Source organism: Bacillus sp. ABR (assembly GCF_056172715.1).
This window is the reverse complement of the sequence record NZ_JAOYSL010000006.1, coordinates 266,349-278,819: the sequence shown is the minus strand read 5'-3', so window position 1 is coordinate 278,819 and position 12,471 is coordinate 266,349. Positions and strand designations below refer to the sequence as shown.

Sequence of the window (12,471 nt, the reverse complement as noted above, 5' to 3'; positions counted from 1 at the left end):
ATAACTTGTAAACGAAAACGTATAGTTTCGTTTTTTTTTATGTCTTTTTCTTTCTATAAGTACCCACGATGCAATGAAATGATTTGTGTTTGGCTACACTATATGAAAGAATAGATAGATTACTTCAACCCAGCCTGGTTTTTACACACCAGGCTTTCTTTATATCATTTTTAGTTGGAACTGAGACTTATATTCGCTACACTAATACTAACTGTGTTTGACATCATGTCTACTTAACCAATTGATTGCAAGAAGGGGCTGTCTTTTTATGGATGAATTTGATCTTATTCGCCGAATCACACCAAAAGATACATATCAGCGCTCTTTGATCATGGGCATCGGTGATGATGCAAGTGTTTATCAACCTCATTCACATTGTGAAGAGGTCGTTTGTGTTGATACAATGGTGGAGCATGTTCATTTTCGTTTTGACTTTTCCACACCTTATGAAGTTGGCTTTAAGGCACTGGCAGTCAATGTCAGTGATATTGCTGCAATGGGAGGCACCCCAAAGTATTATCTTGTTTCAATTGCAATCCCGCCTCATGGTGATGAAACAATCGTCACGGCTCTTTATGAGGGAATGAAAGCGTTGGCTGACACCTATCGTATGGATTTGATTGGTGGAGATACAGTAGCCACCCGCAGTGACTTTGTCATTACCGTGACGGTCATTGGTGAGGTGTCAAAGGGAACGGCTTGTTATCGTCACAGTGCTCAAACTGGAGACGTCGTCTTTGTCACAGGTGAACTCGGTTCGTCGGCTGCTGGGTTATCAATCTTAATGAACGAAGCAGTCCCTTCTAAGGCGGTCGACGCTGATTTCTTTCTTAAGCGTCACAAAATGCCTCAGCCTCATATTGCTGCTGGTCACATTTGTTCAAGTTTCCCGCGGGTCACCTTGAATGATGTGAGTGATGGATTAGCGAGTGAGTTGAATGAGATAGCCGAAGCGAGCGGTGTGAGGATCGAGATAGAAGCTGATAAGCTTCCAATTCATCCAGATTTACAGGTGCTGCGCAAAGACTGGCATGAATGGGTGTTATTTGGGGGAGAAGACTTTGTTTTAACTGGTACGATACCAGAATCTGATTGGGAAAGCTTTGAATCTCAATGTCAAAAAGAAGGCATTCAGATCACACGTATTGGACAAGTCAAGGATGATCAAGCAGCTAGTGTTATGTTAAAAGACAATGATCAACAAACGATGTTAATGAAAAAAGGATATAATCATTTTAAGAAATGAGGTGACATCAACGGTGAAATTAACATGGACAACAAAAGGTGCGGATGAGACGAAACGAATTGCCACTGCTTTGGCCAAACTTGTGATGCCAGGCGATGTATTGACATTAGAAGGAGATTTAGGCGCAGGCAAAACCACTTTTTCAAAAGGTTTTGCGGAAGGCTTAGGAATTACCCGTATCGTCAACAGCCCCACCTTTACAATTATTAAAGAATATACTGATGGCAGACTGCCACTTTACCATATGGACGTGTACCGCATGGAAGATGCGGAAGAAGACATCGGACTCGAAGAATATTTTGAGGGTGAAGGTGTATGCTTGGTTGAATGGGCACATCTGATTGAACCTCAATTGCCTTCTTCCTATTTAAAAATTGAAATGCTGAGAACAGAACGTGAAGAAGAACGGCATCTCACGTTTGATGCAAAAGGGGAGCGTTATGAGTCCCTTTGTAAGGAGATGAAAGAATTTGACCATACTGGCCATTGATACATCAAACCATACACTAGGAATTGCTCTTGTAAGAGATCTCACTGTGATTGGCGAGAGCATTACGTATTTAAAAAAGAACCATTCCGTCCGAGCGATGCCCACTGTTGAAGCATTGATGAAAGAATGTGGTGTAGCACCAAGCGAACTAAGTAAAATCGTTGTGGCAAAAGGACCTGGATCTTACACTGGCGTCAGAATTGGTGTTACCATAGGAAAAACACTTGCGTGGACGCTGTCTATCCCGATATCGGCTGTTTCGAGTTTAGAAGCGCTTGCGGCAAATGGCCAATATTTTGATGGGTATATCTCACCTCTATTTGATGCGAGAAGAGGACAAGTTTATACTGGGCTATATACGTTTGAGAAAGGTAAGATCAAAGAGGTCGAACCAGATCAAAATATCCTGCTGACGGATTGGCTTCATGAGCTGAAGAAGACAGGAAAATCTGTTCTATTTCTTGGACAAGATGTGCACCTTCATGAAGAGAGCATTCGCTCCATTTTAGGAGAAACGGCTGTACTGGCAGAGGGGATATTTCATAACCCAAGACCTTCAGTGCTTGCATTTTTAGGTGCAGATCGTCCTGCTGAAGATGTTCATCAGCTTGTTCCTAACTATATTCGTTTGGCAGAAGCGGAAGTGAAATGGCTTGAAGGACAAAAATAACCTTAACATAGCAGAAATACGACAAATGACAGTAGCGGACATTCCAGAGGTGTATACGATTGAAGTGCATTCGTTTACAGCGCCTTGGAAAAAGGAATCGTTTGTCTATGAGATTCTTCATAACCAATACAGCCATTATTTCCTCATCGAAGAAGATCAGCAGCCTGTTGGATATTGCGGGGTCTGGATTGTCATGGACGATGCACAAATTACGAACATTGCGATTCTCCCTGAGCATAGAGGAAAAGGCTACGGGGAAGCATTGCTTCGATATGTCATGGAATTTTGCAAAGAAAAAAAGACAGATCATCTTTCTTTAGAGGTGCGGGTTTCGAATACACCAGCACAATCCCTCTATGAAAAGCTCGGTTTCAGACCAGCTTCTATTCGAAAGAATTATTATACGGATAATGGAGAAGATGCGTTAGTCATGTGGGTGAATATAAATGAGTGAACAAACAGATCGATTCATATTAGGAATAGAAACAAGCTGTGATGAAACAGCTGCGTCCATTGTGAAAAATGGAAAGGAAATCGTGGCAAATGTGGTCGCCTCTCAAATAGACAGTCATAAACGATTTGGCGGTGTTGTACCTGAAATTGCTTCGAGGCATCACGTGGAGCAAGTCACCATCGTATTAGAAGAAGTGATGACACAGGCGGGTATGAGCTTTAAGGATTTGGATGCGATTGCTGTTACGGAAGGACCCGGTCTCGTCGGTGCCCTGCTGATTGGCGTCAATGCAGCAAAGGCACTGAGCTTTGCCCATCAAATTCCTCTTGTTGGTGTTCATCATATTGCAGGGCATATTTATGCCAACCAGCTTGTTGATGAACTGGAGTTTCCATGTTTAGCTCTTGTTGTCTCTGGCGGACATACTGAGCTTGTTTTAATGAAGGAGCACGGATCTTTTGAGGTCATCGGAGAAACATTAGATGATGCAGCTGGAGAAGCCTACGATAAAGTAGCCCGGACGATGGGTCTCCCGTACCCAGGCGGACCTCATATTGATCGGTTAGCACATGAAGGAGAGCCGACAATTAAGCTTCCTCGTGCATGGCTTGAAGAAGGGTCTTATCACTTTAGCTTCAGTGGTCTAAAATCAGCTGTGATCAACACGTTACACAATGCGTCACAAAAGGGAGAAACGATTGCCCCAGAGAATTTGGCCGCAAGTTTTCAAGCAAGCGTCATTGAGGTGCTTGTTGGTAAAACATTGAAAGCAGCAGAAGCCTATGGTGTGAAGCAGGTAGTTCTAGCTGGAGGAGTCGCTGCCAATAAAGGACTAAGAGAAGCTTTAACTTCAGCATTCACGAAACTACCAGATGTGAAGGTCATTATTCCACCATTATCACTTTGTACAGACAATGCAGCCATGATCGCTGCCGCTGGAACCATTGCGTTTGAAAAAGGAATCAGAGGCGATATGGCGATGAATGGCCAGCCAGGATTGCCGCTAGTCTCATATAAATAAAACTCCTGTGGATTACAGGGGTTTTTTATTTTTCTATGAAAGCGATTTATTCACATGTAAACGCTAAATATCCACAATTGTTAGAAAATTTTGTTTTAAAGTGAAGAGGATGTGTATAAATACGACCTTTTTTGTGGATATGTGATTAAAACACTGTGGATAAAGTGGATAAGTCTAAAGTGTTTAAGAATAATCAAGAAGTTATTGTGGGTATCGTTGTGGATAATAAATTTTCATTGAAAGAAAAAAGAGTACCCTTTAGGGCACTCTTTAAGAATCTGACAGCTCTTCCCACTCCGCAAAAAGTGATTCTAACTCTTGATTGAGCGTATCATTTTCTGTTTGAATGGCTTGGACCTTCTCGTGATCTTGAAAAATATCAGGATCACATAACAGCTCTTCATTTTCACCGAGCTTGTCTTCAATGACAGCAATCCGTTTTTCAATTTCTTCAATCCTGCGCTGCTTTTGTCTTTCTTTCTTTTTCAGTTCTTTTTCTTCCGCATAAGAAAGCTTTGTTGTTTCTGCTGGCTGGGCAGTTTGTTTTTTAACCGGTTCATTTTCTTGAAGTGCCTTCAGCTCTAGTTGTTCATTTTTCTTTTCGAGGTAGTAGTCATAATCACCGAGATATTCTTTAGTTTCTGCATGCGACAGTTCGAAAACTTTCGTTGCCAGACGATTGATGAAATAACGATCATGCGAAACAAATAAGATAGTTCCTGGATAATCGATCAATGCATTCTCTAAAATTTCCTTACTATCTAAGTCCAGATGGTTTGTAGGTTCATCGAGAATAAGAAAATTGGCTTTTTGGAGCATCAGCTTTGCCAGCGCAAGGCGTGCTTTTTCTCCACCGCTTAATGCATGGACAGGCTTTAAAACGTCATCCCCTGAAAAGAGGAAATTTCCTAAACATGTCCGAATTTCTTTTTCATTCATATGAGGATAATCATCCCAAAGCTCATTTAGCACTTTTTTCGAGGATGTCAGTTTGGCTTGCTCTTGGTCATAGTAGCCGATCGTGACATGAGATCCAAAAGTGATGTCGCCTTTTACTGGTGTTAATGTGTTCGTTAACGTTTTTAAAAGGGTTGATTTCCCGATCCCGTTAGGACCAATGAGTGCCACACTATCCTCGCGTTTAATCTGAAAAGAAAGAGAGGATAGGAGCGGTGTTTTTTCATCATAACTAATATCGAGATCATGTACCTTCAGTACATCATTGCCGCTTTGTCTCGTAATATCAAAATGAAAGTTTGCAGATTTTTCATCTCCTAAAGGCTTATCTAAACGATCCATCCGTTCGAGCTGTTTGCGTCTGCTTTGAGCGCGCTTTGTGGTGGAGGCTCTTGCCAGGTTGCGGTCCACGAAATCCTGGAGCTTTGAGATCTCTTCTTGCTGCTTTTCGTATAGTTTCATATCCCGCTCGAGCTGCTCTGCTTTCAGATCCAGATACTTACTATAGTTCCCTGCAAACTTTTTCATCGAAGTTCTTGAGACTTCATAGACGTGGTTTACGACTTTGTCTAAGAAATAGCGGTCATGGGACACGATGAGAATGGCACCTGTATAATTTTGCAAATACTGCTCAAGCCATGATAAGGTATCAATATCTAAATGGTTTGTCGGCTCATCCAGAATTAAGAGTTCTGGTTTCATTAACAAGAGCTTTCCAAGTGCTAAACGGGTTTTCTGGCCGCCGCTTAAAGATTGGACGGTTGTCTCATCTTCAAAATGACTAAAGCCGAGTCCATGAAGAATGGAGCGGACATCTGCTTCATATTGATAGCCGCCTTGATCTTTAAATTCCTGCTGAAGCCTGTCATAGGTTTTCATCAGGGCTTCCAGCTCAGAACCTGTGGAAGAAGCCATTTTCTCCTCAATGGTTCTCATCTCTTGTTCCATCTCTTTTAAATGATCAAAAACCGATAATAATTCGTCTTTTAGCGTACGTGTAGACGTCACATCGGTATGCTGTGCTAAATAGCCGATCGATAGGTCTTTTGGTTTGATGATCTCACCTTGCTCGTAAGACATTTGACCGGCAATGATTTTCAAAAGCGTGGATTTGCCTGCGCCGTTACGACCTACAATGGCAATTCGATCCCTTGCTTTGACTTCCAATTTTATATTCGTTAAAACGGTATCAGCGCCAAACGATTTGGACAGCTGATTCACTTGTAGAATCATCATGTAACTTCACCTCTGCTATAATATGTTAAGTGTAGCTTATCAGCAGTAAACCGGCAAATGTTACATACAATCGCCATATTCAAATGAAAGACAGATAGGAAAAAATAGTGTATCATTTGAGTGAGGGAGCGTTGAAAGATGAGTCAATTTAGCCACTTTAACGAACAGGGGAGAGCAAAGATGGTCGACATTAGTGACAAATCGTCTACAGTGAGAACCGCCGTTGCTGTTTCAAGTGTTCGTATGATAAAAGAAGTGTTTCATAAAATACAACAGCATGAAATTGGAAAAGGGGATGTGCTGTCTGTTGCACAGGTTGCTGGCATCATGGCAGCAAAGCAAACATCTACCATCATTCCAATGTGTCATCCGCTTGCACTAAAAGGCGTGGATATCTCCTTTAATTGGGAGGAAGACGGAAATGCGCACATCCTGAACATACAAGTACAGGTGAAAACAAAAGGAAGTACGGGTGTGGAGATGGAAGCGCTCACTTCTGCTTCAGTATGTGCACTGACCGTTTACGATATGTGCAAAGCGATTGATAAAGGCATGATCATCGGTCCAACCTATCTAATTGAAAAGACAGGCGGGAAAAACGGTGATTTTCACAGAGCATCTGATATTTAAGTTGGAGGACCTTATATGAATATAGATCAGTCAAAAATTCCACAAGCGACAGCCAAACGTTTGCCGCTTTACTACCGTTTTTTAAAAAATTTGCATGCATCAGGAAAACAAAGGGTGTCATCAGCTGAGCTTAGTGATGCAGTCAAAGTGGATTCTGCTACCATTCGCCGAGATTTTTCGTACTTTGGTGCACTTGGGAAGAAAGGGTATGGCTATAATGTCGATTATCTCTTGACCTTCTTCAGAAAGACCCTTGACCAAGATGAAATGACCAATGTCATGCTCATCGGTGTCGGGAATTTAGGGACTGCTTTTTTACACTATAATTTCATAAAAAATAATAATACAAAAATTTCAATGGCTTTTGACGTCAATGAGAGTAAAATAGGAAGTGAGATAGGCGGCGTGCCTGTCTATGATTTGGATAAGCTTGAAGAGCATGTTCAAGAGGTAGGAGATATCCCTGTTGCAATTTTGACAGTACCTGCCGTAGCAGCTCAATCCATTACAGATCGTTTGATTGCCCTTGGCATCAAAGGAATCCTTAACTTTACGCCGGCTCGATTGAATGTGCCGGAACACATTCGAATTCATCATATAGATTTGGCGGTTGAACTTCAGTCTCTTGTGTATTTCTTAAAGCATTACTCTGTTACGCAGGAGGACTGACGAAAAGGGGTAAAGGGGGTGGAGCAAATGGGTCCGATCGGTCCTGGGAGTTTGATTCTGATTGCGATTGTAGCGCTCATTATTTTTGGGCCGAAAAAGCTTCCTGAATTAGGAAGAGCAGCAGGAGATACATTACGTGAATTCAAAAATGCCACAAAAGGCTTAGCTGATGATCAGGAAGAAAAAAAGAAAAAAGAAGATCAGTAGAATAGGATGAGCTTCATGAATGTCAAAGATATGCCGCTTATGGAGCATATTGTGGAACTGCGAAAACGCCTAGTGATCATTGCGATGTTTTTTGTCGCCTTTATGGTGGCTGGTTTTTTTCTCGCTAAGCCGGTCATTGTGTATTTACAAAATACCGATGAAGCGGCAACACTGACGCTGAATGCATTTAAACTTACAGATCCACTGTACGTGTTTATGCAGTTCGCATTTGTCATTGCTTTGGTTTTGACGTGTCCCGTTATTTTATATCAGCTGTGGGCGTTTGTGAGTCCTGGCTTATATGAGAAAGAAAGAAAGGTGACACTTGCTTACATTCCGATTGCACTGCTTTTATTTTTGAGCGGTGTGGCTTTCTCTTACTTTATTTTATTTCCGTTTGTCGTCGATTTTATGATGCGAATGTCGAATGATTTAAATGTAGAGCAAGTCATTGGGATTCATGAGTATTTTACATTTCTAATGCAGCTAACACTTCCATTTGGCTTTTTGTTTCAGATGCCCGTCGTGTTGATGTTTCTCACAAGACTCGGCATCATCACACCGATGTTTTTATCAAAAATACGGAAGTATGCCTATTTTGTCCTCCTTGTCATTGCCGCACTCATTACACCGCCAGAGCTTGTTTCTCACCTCATGGTCACCTTGCCAATGCTCGTTTTATACGAAGTGAGCATTATCATTTCAAGAGTGACCTACCGCAAAATGCAGCAAACAGAGGAGAAAGAAAAACATTATGTTTCATAAAAAAGCATCATGATCCAATAAGGGATCACGATGCTTTTTCTATTGTGTAAGAAATTGATTGATCGTGTGAAAGAGGTGCTCATAATAGGCAGGCTCATGCGGGACAAAATTATGAATACCCACTTCGATGCTTTCCTCACGTCGTTCTCCGTTTGCATCAACTATAAAGCCCTCGATACGAATTCTTTCACATGATCCTGTTAAAAGCTGCTGTGCATCAACCAGTTTTGCTCTGTACAGACCAGCGACTTCTTCTTTCTGTAGATGAACTTCCATGTGCTTTTCTTCATTCATATAAAGATACACATGGCAGAACTCACGGTCGATGAAAGAAGGCAGGTGAATTTCATCTTTTATGATTCCTGTATAAGTAAGGTCCTCAAAAAGGATAGAAAGACCAAGTTCTTCTTCTACCTCTCTTAAGCCATCAGAAGGCTGTTCATCTGCGAGAAGGTGACCTGCTGCGGTGATATCAAACAGTGAAGGAAAATCCTTTTTTGCAGGACTCCTTAGCTGAAAATAGAGATACACGGTGCCAAGCTCCTTTTTAAGAAGCCAGAAATGAAATGTTTCATGCCAAAGACCTTGGGCGTGGACATCTGAACGAGCGGCAGCTCCAATGGTTTCATGCTGATCATTGAAGAAACGAAGTTTTTCATGTTCCATGAAGTTACATCCTCCATAAAAAAACCATTTTCCAAACGCGGAAAATGGTTTTTGATTTATTTTTGCTGCTGTTTTTTGAGTTTGACAGAGAAGGCAAACATTTTAAGCGCGATATTGATATTATAGGCCGCAAACACCATCAGCAAAATGCTGTAAAATGACCACATGTCACCTGGATTTTGAATGGCCATATAGGTGAAAGCCACACCTACGGCAAAATAAATGATGCCCCATACGACTGGGTTTCTCATGAGAAAAAGCCTCCAATAATCATTTGCATGGTTTGAGATTGTTCTTCAATCATTTTTTTCACTGGCTCAATCTGCACAAGAACGACAAGTGAGTTCATCAGCATATGAGCGCCGATTGGGACAATGATTCGTTTTGTTTTCGCATATAAAAAGGCAAAGGTAAAGCCCATTGCGGTATAGAGCAAGATATGGGGAAAATCATAATGTACAGCAGCGAAAACCACTGAACTGGCAAGTGCTCCAATGAAGAAATTCGTTTTTTCATAAATCACACCAAAGATGATTTTACGGAAAATGATTTCCTCTAATATCGGTCCAATCAGGGCGATGACGATCACAAGCCAAGGAACGGCATCCATAATGGATAAAATGTTTTGGGTATTTTCAGATTCTCGTCCAATGCCAAATGCATATTGTTCAATCGCCCCCGCAATTGATTGTGCAAAGAGAGAAAGAAAGAAACCGCCAATGATCCATGCGATAGCAGAACCGATTGAAGCTGGCGCTTCATTTCGCAGTGAAGCTTTTGGGACGGTTCGAAGGATGAGCAGAATAATGATCAATCCGATACAGAAACTGATGATTGTCCACGTTCCTGATAATTTTGAAAGCTCTGTTTGAGTCATCGGTGATTGAATGAATCCCAGCCATTTCATTATGAGAAAATAAGGAAACGCAGATACCTGTACCAATATATACGTTAAGATGATGTACCAATATTGTTTTTTCAAGTAACGAAAACCCCTTTACTAAAAGAACTAAATTTATTGTAACACAAGTCTTCTTTTACGATGAAAAGGAAAGAATCTGAGATTCAAAAAGATCGTGAAAGCGTAAAAATTTTTAAAGGTTTTCACTTGAAATTGCAGAAGACATTCTTTATTATAATAAATGTGTTAGCACTCACTGGTGATGAGTGCTAAAAAAGACTACATATAAAAATTGAGGAGGTTGTTTCTTATGTTAAAGCCATTAGGCGATCGCGTAATCATTGAACTCGTTGAATCTGAGGAAAAAACCGCTAGCGGTATTGTGTTACCGGATTCTGCAAAAGAAAAACCGCAAGAAGGTAAAATTGTTGCAGCAGGTTCAGGGCGTGTACTTGAAAGTGGTGAGCGCGTTGCGTTAGAAGTAAGCACAGGCGACCGCATTATCTTCTCAAAATATGCAGGCACTGAAGTGAAATATGAAGGAAAAGAATATTTAATCCTTCGTGAGAGCGACATTTTAGCTGTTATTGGTTAATCACATAAAAAAGCATTGAGATATATTTTTAAAAAGACTGAGGAGGTTTCGTTATTATGGCAAAAGATATTAAGTTCAGTGAAGAAGCACGTCGTGCGATGTTACGTGGTGTAGATGCACTTGCAGATGCTGTGAAAGTAACTTTAGGACCAAAAGGACGTAACGTGGTTCTTGAGAAAAAATTCGGTTCTCCACTTATCACAAATGATGGTGTAACGATTGCAAAAGAAATCGAATTAGAAGATGCATTTGAAAACATGGGTGCAAAACTTGTTGCTGAAGTTGCAAGCAAAACAAACGACGTAGCTGGTGACGGTACAACGACTGCAACAGTTCTAGCTCAAGCGATGATCCGTGAAGGTCTTAAAAACGTAACAGCTGGTGCAAACCCTGTTGGCGTTCGTAAAGGGATCGAAGAAGCAGTAAAAGTAGCACTTGAAGGCTTGCACGAGATTTCTAAACCAATCGAAGGCAAAGAATCAATTGCTCAAGTTGCGGCTATTTCTGCAGCAGACGAGGAAGTCGGCAGCCTAATCGCTGAAGCGATGGAACGCGTAGGTAACGACGGTGTCATCACAATTGAAGAATCTAAAGGATTCACAACTGAGCTTGAAGTGGTTGAAGGTATGCAATTTGACCGCGGATATGCTTCACCATACATGGTGACGGATTCTGATAAGATGGAAGCAGTTCTTGAAAATCCTTACATCTTAATCACTGATAAAAAAATCACAAACATTCAAGAAATCCTTCCTGTACTTGAGCAAGTTGTACAACAAGGAAAACCATTATTGCTTATTGCTGAAGATGTAGAAGGCGAAGCACTTGCAACTCTTGTTGTGAACAAACTTCGTGGTACATTCAACGCAGTAGCAGTAAAAGCACCTGGATTCGGTGATCGTCGTAAAGCAATGCTTGAAGACATCTCTGTTTTAACTGGCGGAGAATTAATTACAGAAGACCTAGGACTTGACCTGAAATCAACTGAAATCGGTCAGCTTGGCCGCGCTTCTAAAGTCGTTGTGACAAAAGAAAACACAACAATCGTAGAGGGCTCAGGAGATTCTGCTCAAATCTCAGCACGTGTGAACCAAATCCGTGCTCAAGTAGAAGAAACAACTTCTGAATTCGATAAAGAAAAATTACAAGAACGTCTTGCAAAACTAGCTGGCGGCGTCGCTGTCATCAAAGTTGGTGCTGCAACTGAAACAGAACTAAAAGAGCGTAAACTACGCATCGAGGATGCACTGAACTCAACTCGCGCAGCAGTTGAAGAAGGTATCGTATCTGGTGGTGGTACAGCACTTGTGAATGTATACAAAAAAGTCGCTTCAATTGAAGCTGATGGTGACGTTCAAACAGGTGTAAACATCGTTCTACGTTCTCTTGAAGAGCCAATTCGTCAAATTGCTCATAACGCAGGTCTTGAAGGATCAGTCATCGTTGAGCGCTTGAAAAACGAAGAAATTGGTGTCGGCTTCAACGCAGCAACAAATGAATGGGTAAACATGATCGAAAAAGGAATCGTTGACCCAACAAAAGTCACTCGCTCTGCACTTCAAAACGCAGCTTCTGTAGCAGCAATGCTTCTAACAACTGAAGCAGTCGTAGCTGACAAACCAGAAGAAGGCGGCTCAGGCGGCGGAATGCCAGATATGGGCGGCATGGGTGGAATGGGCGGAATGATGTAAACACCCCTCGAAAACCCCTTGAAATATAGGGGTTTTTGTTATGTCTTCATGATTTTGGCCACGATTTGGTCACATGCAATAAAAAGTACCAGGGATGATGAATTGAAACCTTTACTGTTTTTCAATCGTTAAAATAAGAGACAGTGATTTCATGGGTCTTTACCCGATATGAAGAGAATGGGTAATTTAAAGAGAAAAGCGGTGATTGTATGGGCTTGACGACGTGGGTGGCGATTATTGTTGCACTGGCCGTCGTGTTTGGATTGTTTGGAT

Annotated in this window: 15 protein-coding genes; 11 read left to right on the top strand and 4 right to left on the bottom strand. The window is 41.4% G+C overall.

The genetic code is table 11. The features are described 5' to 3' along the window. The first annotated feature begins 268 nt into the window (after positions 1-268). The 5 genes from thiL to tsaD are packed head-to-tail and all read left to right on the top strand — an operon-like array spanning position 269 to position 3,881. Positions 269-1,246 carry a thiamine-phosphate kinase gene (thiL, locus tag OIT90_RS18405; protein ID WP_064497653.1) on the top strand — a complete coding sequence of 326 codons (978 nt, stop codon included), beginning with the start codon at positions 269-271 and terminating at the stop codon, positions 1,244-1,246. Positions 1,247-1,259: 13 nt separating this feature from the next. After that, a complete protein-coding gene (tsaE, locus tag OIT90_RS18400) occupies positions 1,260-1,736 on the top strand; it encodes a tRNA (adenosine(37)-N6)-threonylcarbamoyltransferase complex ATPase subunit type 1 TsaE (RefSeq protein WP_064497654.1) in 477 nt (158 codons plus the stop codon). After that, positions 1,717-2,406, top strand: coding sequence for a tRNA (adenosine(37)-N6)-threonylcarbamoyltransferase complex dimerization subunit type 1 TsaB (tsaB, locus tag OIT90_RS18395; RefSeq protein ID WP_216100109.1), 690 nt, complete (start codon positions 1,717-1,719; stop codon positions 2,404-2,406). Before tsaE ends, tsaB begins: the two co-directional genes overlap by 20 nt. A 25-nt stretch (positions 2,407-2,431) precedes the next feature. Continuing rightward, positions 2,432-2,860: a ribosomal protein S18-alanine N-acetyltransferase gene (rimI, locus tag OIT90_RS18390; RefSeq protein ID WP_047202836.1), complete on the top strand. Its 429-nt coding sequence runs from the start codon at positions 2,432-2,434 to the stop codon at positions 2,858-2,860. Next, on the top strand, positions 2,853-3,881 hold the full coding sequence (gene tsaD, locus OIT90_RS18385; protein ID WP_041086990.1) for a tRNA (adenosine(37)-N6)-threonylcarbamoyltransferase complex transferase subunit TsaD: 1,029 nt from the start codon (positions 2,853-2,855) through the stop codon (positions 3,879-3,881). Before rimI ends, tsaD begins: the two co-directional genes overlap by 8 nt. Before the next feature lie 270 nt (positions 3,882-4,151). Here tsaD and OIT90_RS18380 read toward each other — a convergent pair whose 3' ends face one another. Beyond that, entirely contained in the window at positions 4,152-6,074 is a 1,923-nt protein-coding gene (locus OIT90_RS18380; protein WP_474892825.1) for an ABC-F family ATP-binding cassette domain-containing protein, read from the bottom strand. A 138-nt stretch (positions 6,075-6,212) separates the two neighbouring features. Between OIT90_RS18380 and moaC the strand changes: the two genes are divergently transcribed. Genes moaC through tatC form a run of 4 tightly spaced genes read left to right on the top strand, consistent with a single transcriptional unit; the run spans position 6,213 to position 8,345 of the window. Next, the gene (gene moaC, locus OIT90_RS18375) at positions 6,213-6,704 is read left to right on the top strand and encodes a cyclic pyranopterin monophosphate synthase MoaC (RefSeq protein ID WP_039176857.1); all 492 of its coding nucleotides are present in this window, start codon (positions 6,213-6,215) and stop codon (positions 6,702-6,704) included. A gap of 15 nt (positions 6,705-6,719) precedes the next feature. Next, the gene (locus OIT90_RS18370; protein ID WP_008355687.1) at positions 6,720-7,373 is read left to right on the top strand and encodes a redox-sensing transcriptional repressor Rex; all 654 of its coding nucleotides are present in this window, start codon (positions 6,720-6,722) and stop codon (positions 7,371-7,373) included. Between the two features lie 27 nt (positions 7,374-7,400). After that, the gene (locus tag OIT90_RS18365; protein ID WP_008355689.1) at positions 7,401-7,580 is read left to right on the top strand and encodes a twin-arginine translocase TatA/TatE family subunit; all 180 of its coding nucleotides are present in this window, start codon (positions 7,401-7,403) and stop codon (positions 7,578-7,580) included. A 6-nt stretch (positions 7,581-7,586) separates the two neighbouring features. Beyond that, positions 7,587-8,345, top strand: a complete 759-nt coding sequence (tatC, locus tag OIT90_RS18360; protein ID WP_098676753.1) for a twin-arginine translocase subunit TatC — start codon at positions 7,587-7,589, stop codon at positions 8,343-8,345. 39 nt (positions 8,346-8,384) lie between these two features. On the opposite strand, the gene OIT90_RS18355 is transcribed toward tatC, so the two are convergent. Genes OIT90_RS18355 through OIT90_RS18345 form a run of 3 tightly spaced genes read right to left on the bottom strand, consistent with a single transcriptional unit; the run spans position 8,385 to position 9,993 of the window. Beyond that, complete coding sequence (locus tag OIT90_RS18355; protein ID WP_058837873.1) at positions 8,385-9,011, bottom strand: NUDIX hydrolase; 627 nt, start codon at positions 9,009-9,011, stop codon at positions 8,385-8,387. A gap of 56 nt (positions 9,012-9,067) precedes the next feature. After that, a complete protein-coding gene (locus tag OIT90_RS18350) occupies positions 9,068-9,262 on the bottom strand; it encodes a YdiK family protein (RefSeq protein WP_003213897.1) in 195 nt (64 codons plus the stop codon). After that, positions 9,259-9,993 (bottom strand): CPBP family intramembrane glutamic endopeptidase, encoded by a 735-nt coding sequence (locus OIT90_RS18345; RefSeq protein WP_058837872.1) that lies wholly within the window; start codon positions 9,991-9,993, stop codon positions 9,259-9,261. Before OIT90_RS18345 ends, OIT90_RS18350 begins: the two co-directional genes overlap by 4 nt. A 229-nt stretch (positions 9,994-10,222) precedes the next feature. Between OIT90_RS18345 and groES the strand changes: the two genes are divergently transcribed. Both groES and groL read left to right on the top strand, forming a co-directional pair. Then, the gene (gene groES / locus OIT90_RS18340) at positions 10,223-10,507 is read left to right on the top strand and encodes a co-chaperone GroES (protein WP_024426730.1); all 285 of its coding nucleotides are present in this window, start codon (positions 10,223-10,225) and stop codon (positions 10,505-10,507) included. A 56-nt stretch (positions 10,508-10,563) separates the two neighbouring features. After that, complete coding sequence (gene groL, locus OIT90_RS18335) at positions 10,564-12,198, top strand: chaperonin GroEL (RefSeq protein ID WP_474892824.1); 1,635 nt, start codon at positions 10,564-10,566, stop codon at positions 12,196-12,198. Positions 12,199-12,471 lie beyond the last annotated feature (273 nt).